The sequence below is a fragment of the Arenibacter sp. P308M17 genome, from assembly GCF_003426735.1.
GTDB lineage: Bacteria > Bacteroidota > Bacteroidia > Flavobacteriales > Flavobacteriaceae > Arenibacter.
The window spans coordinates 1-15,829 of sequence record NZ_QVON01000006.1 but is presented as its reverse complement, the minus strand read 5'-3'; the positions used below and the strand labels follow the sequence as shown (position 1 = coordinate 15,829).

Sequence of the window (15,829 nt, the reverse complement as noted above, 5' to 3'; positions counted from 1 at the left end):
CAGATACCCCTTTAACAGTCAGTACTTTAAGTAAAAGCTCAATAACCCTCATTTTGTTCAATATTTGGATTTTTTTCACGTTCCTCTTCGGGTATGGGATAGAAAATATCCGTGTCCTGCCATTGTGGTTTTATCGGCTTTAATACCTCAGCTGTTTTTTGGAGGCGTTTTAGGTCCAACCAGCGGTGTCCCCATTCGGAAAACAGTTCCCGTTTACGTTCTTCCATTATTTCTTCCAGTAAATCCTCTTGTGGGATTCCGGGTAAGGTATTGGCGATGAGCTCTAGATTGGCCCGATTACGTAATTTGTCCAAATCTGATATGGCTCCCGGCAAATTTCCTTGCATGGCACGTGCCTCTGCACGTATCAGATACTGTTCTGCAAGCCGCAATACCATTGAATATTCGGTAATATTGCCACTGCTGCTTCCATCTTTGTATTTTTGCGGAAAATAAAACTCCCTGCTTGCATTATAACCCACCCAATGTGCCAACCTTTTATCTTCCAGATTTATGGCCGCCACAAAATCATTCGAAAGAACCACCCGTGAGCTGTTTATTCCCCTAAAAAAATACCCCTCCCTGGTATATGTGGTCTGTCGCCTTCCTACCGGAACAGGGGATATTTGCCATATGGCTTCCCTACTGTTCTTTAGGAACACTTGGTCCAAATCCTCTAGGATTTCATAGATAGCCGTTTGATCAATAACCTTACTGCTCCACTCTTCCGCTTTCTCCCAATTTTGTTGGTATAGATAAATTCTTGCCCTTAAGGCCATCACAACGAAGCGATTTACGTGGGTGCGTTCCAAATGTTCGTACTCCCCCGTTTCCTCCAAAAGGGATAGTGCCAAGTCTAGATCGGTAGCTATCTGTTCATATACTTTGGCTGCCGAAACTTTTGGGGCCACGGCGTTCTTACCATAGTCCGTTGTCAGTACCAATGGCACATCACCATAAAGGTTTACCAAATAAAAATAGGTAAAGGCCCTTATGAACCTTGCTTGCCCTTCGGCCATAGAAAGTGTTTCCTCGGATAATTGTTCGGAATTCGATAATCCTTCCAAAACGCTATTGGCCATATAGACTATATTATAGGCACTGGACCAAAGCTCATAATTGGCACTGGCATCAGGTGTCCCCCTAGATGAAATCTGGTTTTGTTGAAATGGGCCATATCTTGTATCCGTAGCACTGGTTGTTTCAAAAATGTCAGAAGACATTCCTGCCAAGATGGTCACGGAGCTTATATGTCCATTGGAGAAACTCGCAGAGGAAAAGAGCTCGTTATAAATACCGGTTATTGCGGCCATTGCGGTATCATCATTCTCAAAAACGGTTTCCGTGACCATTTTATAATTTGGAGGTTCCAAATCCACGAAATCCTCACAGGAAACAGTCAACAGATAACCAAGGCACAGTATAATGGGTTTTACATATCTTTTGTTCAACATATTTTTGTTTTTAAAGGTTAATTTGTACCCCTAGGGTCAGGGTTTTGAGCGCGGGAAGTGTTGCATTCCCTGGGTTTTCTACGTTTAGGCTGTTGTAATTCGTGATGGTAAAAAGATTTTGGGCCTGTAAAAAGAGGCTACAGCCTTTCAATCCAATTTCCTTTAAAGGTAGAGTGGGCAGGTCATAACTAAGGCTTAGCGTTCGCAATCTTAAAAAGGATGCATCACTGAAAAACCTTTCACTTAATTGCGCATTATAATAGGCGGTACCGGCTTCAAATGACTCTGAAACGGTCTGAACATTGTTATTTTGCCCATATTGCCAATCACCGAAAAATTGTGCGGTCTGCATGGCCTTATAGCCGGGCAAACTTGTCTCCCGTTCAGGCGCCGATTGTTTAACAAATTCCCATAAAAACCGTAGCTCCATGCCTTTGTAGGAGAATTTATTGGTCAATCCCCCAAAGTACTCCCTGCCCAACTTTTTTACCACAATGGCATCGTTAAAGTCGTACTGCCCATCTTGGTTCACATCCTTCACCCGGTATAGGCCTGTCCCTGGATCCACACCCTCGTATTCGTACAACAAACGGATATTCAACGGATGCCCTATTCTATAAATATTGGCATAGGAAGTCTGTTCAATATCCGGGAAACTTAAAAGTTTGTTCTTTGGAACGGTCAGGTTTATAAATGTCTGCCAACTAAAATTCTTGGAACGTATATTCATGGTGGCAAGTTCAAATTCCCATCCTGTATTCTGAACCGTAGCGGGCAAATTGGCCTGCACCGAACTAAACCCTGTGATGGATGGCAGCGGATATCCTACCAATTGATTGGAAGAACGATTCCGGTACCAACTGGCCCCTAGGGTTATCCTGTCATTTAGAAAGCCCAGTTCCAGTGCCGTCTCCAGTTTTTTGTTTTCTTCCCAGGAATAATTGGGATTGGTAAGTTGGGTGGGGTATATACCATTAGGCCCCGCTGTGGCCTCATAGGCGTCCAAATATCCATAGTCCCCTATTTGGTCGCTACCTGTTATGCCATAGCTCCCCCTAAACTTCCCAAAACTAATAAAGGGAAGGTTCTGCTTTACAAAATTCTCCCCAGAAAATATCCAGGCCCCTCCAATGGCCCAAAAATTGGCAAAGCGCTTATTGGGTCCAAAACGCGAGGAACCATCCCGGCGTCCGGTAAGATTAATGAAATACTTCTGTTCGTGGTTATAACCTAAACGGGCAAAGACCGCGTTGTACTTATATCTTTTTATTTCATTGTTGATGATATTAACGTTCTGTGCTGCGGCCAAATCCCCAATTAAGGCAGTGGATACGAACCCTTCCCCGGTAACGATCAGGTTCTTGGAATCGTTTTGCTGAAAAGTGGCCCCGATCAAACCATCTAGAGTTCCCTTTCCCATTTTGGCCCGGTATGTAAATTGGGGCTCTATGATCCAAGATTTCCTATCGGCATGTCTTTCCCTTGAACTATGGTTTTGATCTTCCCTTATTTCAGGGCTATATTGCTCCTTGGAAAAGGATGCTTTATAATCTCTGGCCATATTGTTATATCCCATATTGGCCTTGAATGTCAGGTTATGGAACAATTGATAGGACAGTCCTAAATTGACTATTAGATTATGGCCTACATCCGAGGAATTTCTATATAAAATGGCGGCATAGGGATTGTCCCATTGCGAATATTGCCATTCCTCCCAATGCAGGCTGCCATCTTCGTTTTTTATCCTGGGCGCATTGGGAGGAAGTATGAGCGCCGTTGCAACAAAGCTATTGTCATATGCGGGAACATCACTTTGGTCAATACCATAATTGGCGGAAAAATTCATTTGCAATTTATTGTTTTCGGAAATATGGTCTAGTTGTAACCCTGCAGTAACTTTGTGGTAGCTATTGTCTCCCGGAAATACCAATCCTTCATTATGGTACGATCCTCCCAACCTAAAGGAAGTAGTCCCATTGCCCCCGGATGCGGCGATATTTAAATCCGTAATTTGGGAGGTACCGCCAAACAATACTTCCTGCCAATCCGTATAGCGGTGTTGATCCCATAACAACAGATCATAATCTGAAAATTCATCGGGTTGCCTGCCATCATTTTGCAATGCCGTTTTTCTTATAGCCAAATATTGTTCCGTGCTTAAAAGGTCTTCTTTATTGGATACTTGTCCCATTCCGGAGTACCACCTTGCTTCTATTTCCGTTTTTTGCCTATAAGTCCCTTTTTTTGTAGTAACCAGTACCACTCCGTTGGCACCTCGCGAACCATAGATAGCCGTAGCATCCGCATCCTTCAATACTTCAATACTCTCAATATTGGACAGGTTAAGGGTGCTCAATGGATCTATTCCGCTCAAATAAAAATTATTGCCCCCATCTATCGGAGTAGAATTTATGGGCATTCCATCAATAATATATAAGGGGAAATTCCCGTCATCCCGCAGGCTGTTCTGTCCCCTGATCCTTATGAGTGGGGCATTTCCCGGAATTCCGTTATTTTGCACCACCTCTACCCCCGCCATGTGGCCCTGAAGGGCCTCTAACGGACTTACTATGGGCTGCAGTTCTATCTCTTTGGCGGTGACCCTACTAATACTCCCCGTCCGCTCCCTTTCCTTTACCGTATAATACCCGGCATTGATCTCCACTTCCTGCAGTTCCGTAATCTCGGACTGCATCTCTATGTCCAGGGTGGTACGGCCCAAAACGGGCAGTTCCCGGCTGTGGTAGCCCAGATAGCTAAAGACCAGGGTGTCCTTGTTGTTTACTAAAAGGGAGTATTGTCCCTCCTGGTCCGTAAAGGTGCCTTTATTTGTACCTTTGATAAGGACGTGCACCCCCGGCATGGGGCCATAGGGGTCCGTAACGGTGCCGGAAATTTGCTGCTGTTGGGTCATTAGTATAGTTGAAACCTTAAAACAATGCCCATGGGGGAAATGGGCAAAGTAAGGTGGGGGAAAAAAACTGAAAAGAAAGATTAGACAAAGGCGTAGCATGCCCCTGTACTCCAGATTATTTTGCATAATTTTGAAATATTGGATGAAACTTGGTTTTTTATCTATGAATTCTTGAATGCCTTCCAAACGTTTGCGTCAACAGGGTTTGGGAGGTTGTTTTTTTATGTGCTTTTTTATGTCATAGGCATTTTGGTTCATCAAGGGAATTTTATAATTCCCTTTGAATTACATAAGTGTTTATAATGAATCCGTTGACCTTTTGATGTTCATTGATGAAATGTATATTATTTCCATATCAACCTTCCTTTTTCATTTCTTTTGCTCGCCCAAAAGAAACGAAACAAAGAAAAAGGCGCCTTTTCCGAGGAATTTTTTCGACAACAAGGTCGAAAAACCGTGATCGAAACTCCGCGTCGCTTCGTAACTCAGCTCCTGCTCCGGAGCTTTCGTTCACTATTCTGCGGATAAGGATCTTTGGCTTCGCCAGTTGAAATGATATTTTTGATCAATAGGGTCAAAAAGATTTGTGACATCTCAAAATCTTGGATCCATACATAATAAGGGCTTCGCCCTTTCCTTTCCGCGGTGTGCACAAGGCGGAACGGACATAAGGGCAGGTCCCAAAGGGCTTAGGCTGCTTTGTCGTTATTTGGCCGGATGCCAAAAGTGTGTGGATCGTGGATTATGGGACAACATTATTTTTCGTATTCCGGAAAAAAAGGGTCAACACCAATCCCATAATAAGTAATAGGTTTAAGCCTATATAGGGTTCTTTGGTTTTTTGGCAAAGAGGATATCGAACACGGTAAGGGCCAACATGCTAAAATGTTGCCCTATGCGGTACCCCATTGGTGTACAAAAACCGTGTTCCATAACGCTCTTAACGTTTTAAGTTGGTTTTGTCATGCTCCTAAAAAGCAACGCTAAGAATACAGTGAGTAAAAGCCAAAAATATAAAAGGCGCGGAACTCAGCTTACTGCCTTTGAGGTACTGGTATACCGTGGGAACAATAAGTGAGCCCACGCCGATATAGACGTGAGCATCTTACTTATCATCTCGTTCCCATTTAAAAATTACCAGTTTTCAAAAGCGAGATTCAAAGCGAATGCTTCTAATTTTTTTATAGAAGAATCGCAAAAATACTAATTCGATGCAATATAATAAAAATATTCGTTCGTTACCGTATTCGGTAATGAATTTATTTTATAGAACATTCATATTGCATAAAAGCTTGCAATTTATGAATGAATATAAGACCGAAAAAATTAAGGAATTAATTGCACAAAGAATAAAAGAGTTAAAAGGCGAAACGTCTTATACCAATATTGCAAAAAAATGTAATATATACCCAGGTAAGATAAGTAATGTCGCGAATAATAAAACAGACTGTCAATTATCCTCTTTAATTGAAATTGCAACAGGGTTGCGAGTACATCCAAAACATATCTTCGAAATCATGTTTGATTTTGAAGATTATTATGCTAATTTGGACGGTATTTCCAAAAATAAAAATTCAAAAAGGAAATAACTGTTTTTTTACTTTTAATCGATTCGGTTTAAGGAAAGCTTACACAGAACCTAGAGGAAATGTAGGCTTCCCCAAAAATTGACCGCGAAACAATAAAAGTCTCTTAGAAAAGTAGAGTGTGTTCGTGTTTTATCCAAATGATAGTAAATTCTCCATTTTTTTTCTAAACCAATCAGTTGAAGAAAGATCCTTCTGTTCCAATTGAAGTTTTGATATAATTGTTCTATCAAATTCGGTTTTTAAACTAAAGGATTTAAGAAATTCTTCGATTTCATCAGATTTCAAATATTTACAAACTATTTCATCACTCTCTCTAAATTTATTATCGGGAACTTTAAATTCTTGATAACCATTTCTCGAATTCCTTAATTTTATAAGAATTGAATCATATTTTGAATTTTTCTGTTTTATAAGTTCTTCAATATAACTTTCTTTATTAAATCCTTCCTTGTTCAGTTCCTCAATGTTATCTGGATGATATAAATAATTTTCAAAACAGTAATATTCAAGAATTATGTAGTTGGTATATGAATTTTGAATTTTTTTAATCTCAGTATCTGTTAAAAAATCTCTGTCTCTGATTCCAAAATGAATTTGATTTGCTAAAACCTTAATAAAAACACTATTGCTATTGTTTTCAGCTATAAAATGAATATTATCAAAGTTTAAGTTGTTAAAAAAAACAGAATTTTGATTTTCACAATAAATAATTATTTTTTCATTTACTTCTGGTACATTTAACCTTTCTAGTTCTTTTACTTCCTGATATTTGGAAGGGTTGTAGTACTTATTGCTAATTTGAACTTGTAATTCATTTAAGTATTTAGTTTTACCTATATATGCCGATTTTAAAAATGAGCCAAAGGTTTTTGAGCTCTGTTTAAATTCTATTTCGGCCTTATTGATTTGTTCCTTAAAATCATCCATACGATTTTTGAGTTGGTCTTTTTTAGCTTTTAAGGATTCTTGCCTTCGTTTAATCTCTTGGATTTTATTTTTTCTTACTAACTCAAATTCTTTTACAATTTTGTTGTTAGTTTCTTCTCTAAACTCCTCAATTTTCTTTGTTAAAGCACTTATTTCATCCTTAACTAAATTTAACTCTCCTGATAAGCTTTCTTTTTTCTCAGTTTCTTCTGATAGTAGCTTTTTAGCAATCTCATATTTTTTAAATAACTCTTCTTTAATTAATTCAGCATTTTCCTCAATTGTGTTACTTACTTTAATTTTTTGTCTTAATGCTTTATTTGTTAAAATTTCAGTTACTAGTTCACTATTAAATTTCTCACTGTCTTCATACTGCGACATAGCCCTTAAAATTTCCATACTTATTTTCTCAGAGTCTCCATCAATTTCTCTGAATAGAAAAGGTAATCTAAAATTCCCAAGAATCGCATTTTCAAATTTTTCTGTTCTAGGAATCCAAAATTGAAGCATTGAAATAAATTCATTAGGGTGAAGACAAACACTTATTTTTGTGTTTAAGTCATTATATTGTTTGAATTTGTCATATTCAAGAAAGCTAAAATCTAACGTTAAAATCCAATTCTTGACATCTTTGGGTGAATCTATGTAAGTTGGTCTTTTGTCTTTTACGTAATGCCATAATTGACAATCGTGATTGAATTTATCGTATATCTTTTTTTTGTTTGTTTCCTTCTCCTCATTAGAAAGTCCTTTATATCTATCTGCTTTATCATTACGTTCAAATCGATATTCTACTTGTTCAAGCAAATCATCAACTACTCTTTGGTCAGTTGAATAGTTTTCCATGTTGTCTTGCTGAATCTCAAGACCTTTTTTTCTGATATTAACAGTAAAATTATCAAGATATGGGTCGAAATAGTCATCTATATTGAGCATTGTTTGCTTTTCATGACATTTTTGGAAGTATCTTTTAATTATACCCGAAAAATCATCAGTGCTTTCAGCTGCAATTGCTTGGTTTAGGGATGGTTTTGTTCTTTTTAAATAATCTTTAAATCGTTTTATTAAATTCTGAAATTCAAAAATTGTTACTGGTAGAATATAGAATTTCACTTTTACCTTGTTCTTAATTTCGTTGATTAATTCTATAAGTGAAAAAGCAGCTTCATTGGAAGGGTTGTCGTGTAAATCAAGTAAAGTGAGTAAAAAATTTGTGTCAACAAATATTTTTAGATTAATTTGTGATTTGGATAATGCATATATTTCTTCGACAGCAGATGTATTTAAGTTTGCAGATTCAATAAAAAAATAGGCATTTAATTGGTGTAAAATATAATTTTTTACATAGATATTTTTAAAATCGAAATAGTTTAAAAGTAAAGCATGAACTAATGATTTATTTCCGTTATATCTACTTACAAATTTTTGAAATTGACCATATTGCTCAATTGAAATAGTATCTTTCCCACTAATTAGCTCGTATGTTTTTGCTCCTATTTCTCGAATAAGAGGTATAATTAAGTACTGATTCAAATCATCCCATAGTTTCTTTGCTGATGTTTCTGGGTAAAGTTTATAGCATAGTTCATTAAACCTTTTTTCTGCTTCGAATTCAATCTCTTTTTGTTTTATAAAAGAGGCTTGAAATTCAGAATATACTTCCTCTGATAAAATAAATAAATCTTCAGAAACAGGTATTATTTGCTTTTTACTTTTTAAGCTTTCTATTTGTGTTGAAATTCTGTTTTTATCAAAACTGCCATTTAGTTCTGATTTTAGATTTTTAAAAATATCACTTTCATTTTGAGGTGAATTTTTATTTACTCCAAAAGTTGAGATTATAATATTTTGAATAGATTTTTCCCACCAACCACTTTCATTTAGTTTGACATGATGTACAAGTGAAATTATTTCAGAGGAAAGTATTTTATTCATATTTTATCTTTTATTTAGTCGGTTTTGTACATGACACACAACATTAAAGGATTAAATCATGTAAGCCAAGTGTACAGTTTATTTGGGTTCACTTTTGAACTATGCGGTGTCAGTTTTTTGCTACCCTTGTAATTTGGGTTTGATCTTTTTTATTTCTTACCAATGTAGGGATTTTTGGTTTGTGTAGGGGAAAATTTTCTGTTCTTCCTTAAATAGAACTGTAGGTTTCCCTAAAAAAGGGGGAGCCTACAAAGCCATTAATTATTTCACTTCTGGGATTTGGTTAATGGCAGCGTTTTTGATTTCTCCTTTGCACCTTTATTCAACCATTTCACACTAATTTTCATTCCGATAAATAAACTGAGACCACCAAAAAATAATAAAGCATTTTCTCCGTCAAATTGTTGATTAATTATTCCAAATAATAAAACATTAATTAATCCTGCGCTCATAAACCAAAAAGCAATGAATTGAAAAAAATTAAAACTTTTTGATGATTTAAAAGTAATAGGATTTTCATTCCAATTCGGTTTATCAAATGCATTGCCGAACAAACTCCAAAACTTTGTAATTAAGGGAAAAAATAAAATATTAAATAAAAAAATAACTATAATAATTCCGATATAAAAATCATAATTTGTTTCCGATTTTTTCTCAAAATCCTTAATTATTATTGATAAAATACAGAGAATAAAAATCACAAGACTCTTTATTTTTCCAATATTATTCCAATTTTTCATTTAGAATTGTGCTTGATAATTGTTGTCAACATTATGAGATTAAATCAGTAAGCCAAGAACACAGTTATTTTGTTTGGCCGTTGAACTGTGCGGTGTCGGTATTGCGCTATCCTGGCTATTTAATTTGGGTCCTTTTTATTTCTTCCAATTTAGGGATTTTTGTTTTGTGCAGGGAGAATTTTTTCTTGCTTTCCTTAAGTGGCACAATTTAAAACGCTATTAGCGGGTGGAATGCTTAGTTATTGGCAATAGTATTTTTTATTAAGTTAGATTTTCCGTTATAGATTTCAGGGTTTCAATTTCCGGCCTTTCTAAAATTTCAGATTCTCCATCTATTGAGTAAAATTCCAATTCAGTTGGCATTTGCTCAGTTCCAAAAACAGATATTCCAATCAATTCTCCACTTTTACTTTTTCCAACGTAATCAATTATTAAATTCCCTTTTTGAATTTCCGAGTCAAATGTTTTTCCCAATATTATAGTGGGACATTTTCCGCAACCACATCTTGCAATAACTTTCAGATTTCTGATTAAATTAGTCCATTCCGATTTTTCTTTTTCAAACAGAAAAGTTAGAAATTCAATCTCGGATTTTGTCAATTCTCTTTTATCTGGAATGCTATATTTCATTAAGTGACTATTTTTCAATTGAGTTTTCGTCCACTTTAAGAGCTTTTAATATTTCCCTTGCTTTTGGTTTGTCAATCATCATTGCCTTGTCAAACTCGTTTAAAAGACTAGAAATGTAAAGGCTTTCATTTACAGTTGAACCTTTTAAATCGTATTTTTCTGCTTTTTGGTAAATTTCTTCGAGGCTCATTTTATATTGCCAACTGTTTAGCTAAGCGTAGTGCGGAGCTACGGCATCTGCGACAGCAGTGGTCGAGTGGGCACGCTAGCCAGTTTCCGTCTACGCAAAAAGCTAAAGCTTATTGCTCGCCCGAACGTGACGTTCGGTACGGGCGGGTTTAGTTTTATTTTTTTCTTGTCCAAAGCTAAATCCATAAGATTTAGCGACTTTATAAATATACACAGACCTTTCGATCAAGCCAAAAGCCCCGCAATTCGTTTAAGTTTTGTGTGTAGTATTTTATATTTTCCATTCATACTTGCCTTCTTCACTCAATATTTTGAATACTTGATAACCAAATTCTGATAAGTAGATTAGAAGTCGGTCAAGAGTTTTATAATCAAATTTTAGTTGTATTGTATCTTCGTCAAGTTTATTTGATGGCAATAAATGTTCAAAAAGAGCCTGATAATATTTATCCTGTGGAATTTTTGATGAATTAAGAGTACCCTGTGAGTGAGTAATAGCGTGTCTGATTTCAGAGAACACTTTAAAGGTCTCGCCGAATCTGAAGTTATTATTATTTTTATTTGAATAATTTTTAAATCTTTTTCCTCCTGCTTTTTTAACTAGTTTGAAAATATCATCACCACCTCTTAAACGTTCTCTTGAATAATCCTTATTTGCAGGCAAACCCTCTCTGAACTTTTGGTCAGATAATATTTTTACTGAAATAAAGTCTTTTAGAAGGGTCTCAAAAGCTTCAAAACATTGAGAATAAGCCAATCCGAATTCTCGAGATAGGACTTTTTCAATTTCGTTTGAATAGTTTTCTTTGAATGTTGATTTTTGAATTCCAGTATGAAAATTTAGTTTCCATCCGTTGTCGGTTGGTCCAGACCAATCACCTATAACTAAAGAAGTCCCTGAGAAATATTGTGCTCCTTCTGTGGTATATTTTTTTACATCATTAATAAGTACTGTGTTAAGGCGTTTTGATGTGTGTTTAAAATCAGTTATAGTTTCGAAGAAGTTATCTAGGTATTTTTTATATGGATTAATCATTTTTTAAATTCAAAAACATATTAGGATTAAAACCTCTAAACCAATGGCGCAGTTTTTCGGGGTTCTCTGTTTAACTCTGCGGTGTCGGTTTTGCGCTAACCTTGCTATTAGTTTTAATCCTTTTTATTCCTAACCAATTTAGGGATTTTTGGTTAATATATGTAAAGCATTGGAACAGGAGTAGTATTTGAGACTGCCAAATGTTTAGTTGGCCTGCCAGGTTAAGCAGAGGCACAGGCGTGACGCCCGCGCCAACGGGGATTTTTTCTTGATTTCGTTAAAAAGTGGCACAATTTAAAACGGAATGGGTGGCACTAACCACCGGGAAATATTATGAATTGGCAGGCCATATGGTAAGGGGAAAATGGAATCCGGGTTCAGTCAACACGGTCTTCATGTTGGGCTCCCGCATTATTTGCGGGACAGGCAGTACCGAACACACGAAGACTTAGTTGTTAGCCACGATTATTTCAATAACGATTCTTTTCGGTTCAAGTTGAGAATCATTCAAGCAGAACTTCAACTTTTCATTTTCTTTAATTCCCTCAATCGTATCACCGTGCTCAATTACAGCTCCGTTTTCAAAGATATAATTACCATAATTGAATAAAAGTCCAGCTATTTGTTGAGGGTCATAATCCGTAAACCGAAATTCAAAATCTGGAAGTCCAAGTGAATTTAAACCTAGAGTATCCATAATCATTTCGCTCTCCTCTTCTTGAATATTGAACAAGCGAACATTCATAAAAGCATTTACATTCTGATAGTTATTATGACTGCTCTTTTCTATAAAATCGTTTGGCTCTAAAATAACTTCACTATTTCGAATCCATACAGCATTTGGCCTCATTGCAGAAACTATACCTGCTACAAATTTTTGAAAATATTCGACTCGTTCTTTATAATCTAAATTCCTTGACATTAAGTCTGTCAATAAGATTTCGTAAGAGCATTTTTTAACTGTCTCTTCTGCATGTTTCCAATTCCAAGATTGTCCGAAAGAATTGTTCAGTTCAGAATATTCAATTTTGTTTTCGTCAGGTATAAATATAATTGCTTGAGCCGGAATATTTCCCTCAGCAAATTTCACTTCGTAATCATTGAAAAAGTAATGTCGTGAATTTTCAGCTTTATCCGAGGTTTCCGGAAATTTTATTATTTTAAACCTGTTATTCAGCTCTTTTTCAATAAGCTCATCGTTAAGGATAGGTTTAGCTTCAAAGAAAAGTTTTACCATAAATAATTCAGTCGGGTTTTCTAACTGTTCATTCTCTTGGGCATCTGCTCCGTTTTCAGGTTTTGGTTTATTTCCGAATATTTTTTTGAATAGGTTCATTCAGTTCTATTGGTTTTTTATAATGTTGGCCAACGTACGGATATAGTAACAAGTAAATTTTGCTGCTTTACTATAGCCGGATTTGTACGTCACCTATTTTACAAAGCCTGGAGGGAATGACTGTGTTGGTCTCGGTTTTGCGCTATCCTAGTGTCAAGTCAACGTTTAAATAACGGGTAAGGAATGATGGATCTTGAGTTGGGCCAAGGCGCAAAAAACGCACATAGCCGTAGCTACGTAAGGATTTTTGCAACGCAGGAGCGACTCAAGAGACACATTAAATTACCCGTAGGTTTAGGCTTGACTGGACACTAACTATGGGGATTACTATTTTATTTCTTACCAATTTAGGGATTTTTGGTTAATGTATGCAAAGTGGTGGGAAAGGAACGGTATTTGGCTGAGCAAGTTAAAGGATGGCACGAGCGTGACGCTCGCGCCAACCAGAATTTTTTTTCTTGTTTTCATTAAAAAGTGGCACAGATTAAAACGGAATGTGAGGTACTGAAAACCGAGGGAAATTAACTGGATTTTCTAGAAATTAGGGACTTGGGCAACGGTTACCTATGTTGTAGCCTGTGGTTTTTCATTCTTTGTTTATTTTTTCTGCTCTTTCAATCGCTTGGTTAATGTTGTCGAGAATATTGTTTTTTCCAATGAGTGAATAAAATTCAGATTTAAATAATTCTTCTTTTACTTGTCTATTAGCACCTGAAATGATGATAGTTGTCCCACAAGATTTCAATTTTTGATGAAATTCCTTTAACCTATTGACAGCAGTTGCATCAATAAACGGAACATTTCTCATTCTTAGAATAAGAACTTTGGGTTCTTGCTTTAAGTCTGTCAAAAATTCTTGAAATTTCTGGGATGCTCCAAAAAACAACGGACCGTTTATTTCATATAGCATGGTGTTCTTTGGAATGTAGGGCAGTTCTTCTTCAAATAATTTTTCTCCATTAGATTCTGCTGCTCCGAAAAGATTTTCTGCATTATTTATAGTTGTTGCTTCGCTCATACGTTTCATAAAAATGAAACTTGATAAAATCAACCCTATTTCAATCGCCAAAATCAAATCGAAAAATACGGTAAGAAAAAAGGTTGTCAATAGAACGATGATATCCATTCGATTGCTTTTCAACAAATCTTTAAAATGTCGCCATTCGCTCATGTGGTAAGCAACTACGACTAATATTCCTGCCAAACAAGAGAGCGGAATAAGTTTGGCTATAGGTGCGAAAAGTAGCATAATGAGCAGCAGGAAAATGGCATGGACAATACCTGCAATTGGAGTTCTTCCGCCATTTTTTACATTGGTGGCTGTTCGAGCAATAGCTCCCGTTGCTGGAATACCTCCAAAAAGTCCTGAAAAAATATTTCCAACACCTTGTGCAACAAGTTCCATATTTGAGCGATGCTTTCCGCCAATCATACCATCTGCAACAACAGCCGAGAGTAGCGATTCAATAGCTCCCAATAAGGCAATCGCAATGGCAGGTTCAATGAGCTGTTGAATTATCTTAAAGTTTATGTTTGGTATTTGTGGCAAGGCTATCTTGTTAGGAATTTCACCAAATTTGCTTTCGATGGTTTCCACAGGTAATTCAAAGAAGTAAACAAGCAACGTAGCAAGTAAAATGGCCACTAAAGAACCTGGTATTTTAGTCGTAATACGATAAAAATAAAGTGCAATTAAAACAGTTCCTATTGCTATAGTAAAAGCCATCCAATTGATGCTGTCAAGATGTTGGAAGTAAACGAGCCACTTCTCAACAAAGTCAGCAGGAATGTTGTCGATATCCATCCCTAAAAAATCTTTAATCTGTGTTGAAAAGATGACGACTGCTATTCCGCTTGTAAAACCTACAATCAAAGGGTATGGAATAAATTTCAGGTAATTGCCAAGTTTCAGAACTCCTAGACCAATAATCAGGAAGCCTGCCATAAAAGTGGCTATGGTTAATCCGCTAACACCATGCTCTTGTACAATGCCAAATACAATGATGATGAATGCTCCCGTAGGGCCACCTATTTGCACTCGGCTACCACTAAGTATTGAAATGACAAATCCTGCAATAATAGCGGTAATCAATCCTTTTTCTGGAGACACACCCGATGCAATGGCAAAGGCTATTGCTAGAGGTAAAGCCACAATACCGACAATAATTCCCGATAGAACGTCTTTGGTAAGTTGTTTTCTGCTAATTCCTTCCTTGATCAGAGTTATAAACTTGGGTGTAAATTCTTTGTTTTTCAATTGTATGATTTCGATTTCTCCTGTTCCAAGGTCGGTTATTAATTAACTCATTGATGTCTGTCGTTTTTTTGCCATTGGCTACAACGTTAAGGCTATGATTTCGGTCTGGGAAATCCCTTGGGATTTTTCAGTTCGGAATCGTGCCGGATTAAAAGTAAGGAATTTTCTCATTTGAAAAAGGCAAGACTGAATTATAGGCCCTGTTAGCGGTTGCTTGCAGCGCAGACCTTGATCCAACGGACAAGCCAATGGAACGATCCGCGGGGTTTTGCTGCATTTTCAATCCATCGCAGACCTTGGCGGACATAAATAAAATTTGATCTTCTGTAAAACCCTAGCGGATAGTGGCGGGCCAAGGTCAAACTGCGAACTGCTTGCGCACCCCTTGCGTACTGGCGGCAAAAGGGAATGTCCCGAAAGCTGCTCTTGTTTTTTTAATCCCCAACAACAGGAAAGCCCAGGCCCAAGATTATGCAGACCGTGGGTTTTTTGCTGCATTGATAAACGTACCGTTTGAACACTGTTTTGTAAAACTATGGGGTAGGCAGCAAAAAAGTGGGGAAGTCCCGGAGCTGCTCTTTATTTAAGGCAAGTTACCGCTAACGGTCTAGTGTATGATTTCGTTGCGTGTTTAAGCACTAAAGTTAGCAAATAAATCACAGATAGAAAGTCCGCGAGGACTTTCGTAAGTAAGCTATAACTAGCAATGAATTATACACATTGTTGAACGAATCCTCCCTACCGGTCGGAAGCTTTGTCGTGTTCAAAATACGTTTTACTTAAATTTATGCAATCTTAAAAAACAATGTAATGTATAAAAAA

10 protein-coding genes are annotated in these 15,829 nt (G+C 36.7%); 1 reads left to right on the top strand and 9 read right to left on the bottom strand.

Annotated elements, in window-relative coordinates; translation table 11 throughout:
- Positions 1-38: 38 nt before the first annotated feature.
- Together D0S24_RS14480 and D0S24_RS14475 are read right to left on the bottom strand one after the other, a co-directional pair.
- A complete protein-coding gene (locus D0S24_RS14480; protein WP_117020603.1) occupies positions 39-1,454 on the bottom strand; it encodes a RagB/SusD family nutrient uptake outer membrane protein in 1,416 nt (471 codons plus the stop codon).
- A 10-nt stretch (positions 1,455-1,464) separates the two neighbouring features.
- Positions 1,465-4,368 (bottom strand): SusC/RagA family TonB-linked outer membrane protein, encoded by a 2,904-nt coding sequence (locus D0S24_RS14475; RefSeq protein ID WP_251795795.1) that lies wholly within the window; start codon positions 4,366-4,368, stop codon positions 1,465-1,467.
- Positions 4,369-5,669: 1,301 nt separating this feature from the next.
- Here D0S24_RS14475 and D0S24_RS14460 point away from each other — a divergent pair.
- Positions 5,670-5,957 carry a hypothetical protein gene (locus D0S24_RS14460; protein ID WP_147321465.1) on the top strand — a complete coding sequence of 96 codons (288 nt, stop codon included), beginning with the start codon at positions 5,670-5,672 and terminating at the stop codon, positions 5,955-5,957.
- A gap of 129 nt (positions 5,958-6,086) precedes the next feature.
- Here the strand turns inward: D0S24_RS14460 and D0S24_RS14455 are convergent, their stop codons facing one another.
- From D0S24_RS14455 to D0S24_RS14425, 7 genes are all read right to left on the bottom strand, one after another.
- A complete protein-coding gene (locus D0S24_RS14455) occupies positions 6,087-8,819 on the bottom strand; it encodes a hypothetical protein (RefSeq protein ID WP_117020598.1) in 2,733 nt (910 codons plus the stop codon).
- A 266-nt stretch (positions 8,820-9,085) separates the two neighbouring features.
- Positions 9,086-9,559, bottom strand: a complete 474-nt coding sequence (locus D0S24_RS14450; RefSeq protein ID WP_117020597.1) for a hypothetical protein — start codon at positions 9,557-9,559, stop codon at positions 9,086-9,088.
- A gap of 261 nt (positions 9,560-9,820) precedes the next feature.
- On the bottom strand, positions 9,821-10,189 hold the full coding sequence (locus tag D0S24_RS14445; protein ID WP_117020596.1) for a hypothetical protein: 369 nt from the start codon (positions 10,187-10,189) through the stop codon (positions 9,821-9,823).
- A gap of 7 nt (positions 10,190-10,196) precedes the next feature.
- Positions 10,197-10,379 (bottom strand): hypothetical protein, encoded by a 183-nt coding sequence (locus D0S24_RS14440; protein ID WP_117020595.1) that lies wholly within the window; start codon positions 10,377-10,379, stop codon positions 10,197-10,199.
- A gap of 270 nt (positions 10,380-10,649) precedes the next feature.
- Positions 10,650-11,414, bottom strand: a complete 765-nt coding sequence (locus D0S24_RS14435; protein ID WP_117020594.1) for a hypothetical protein — start codon at positions 11,412-11,414, stop codon at positions 10,650-10,652.
- A gap of 448 nt (positions 11,415-11,862) precedes the next feature.
- Positions 11,863-12,750: a DUF4261 domain-containing protein gene (locus D0S24_RS14430; RefSeq protein WP_117020593.1), complete on the bottom strand. Its 888-nt coding sequence runs from the start codon at positions 12,748-12,750 to the stop codon at positions 11,863-11,865.
- A 586-nt stretch (positions 12,751-13,336) separates the two neighbouring features.
- Complete coding sequence (locus D0S24_RS14425; protein WP_117020592.1) at positions 13,337-15,007, bottom strand: SulP family inorganic anion transporter; 1,671 nt, start codon at positions 15,005-15,007, stop codon at positions 13,337-13,339.
- Positions 15,008-15,829: the final 822 nt, after the last annotated feature.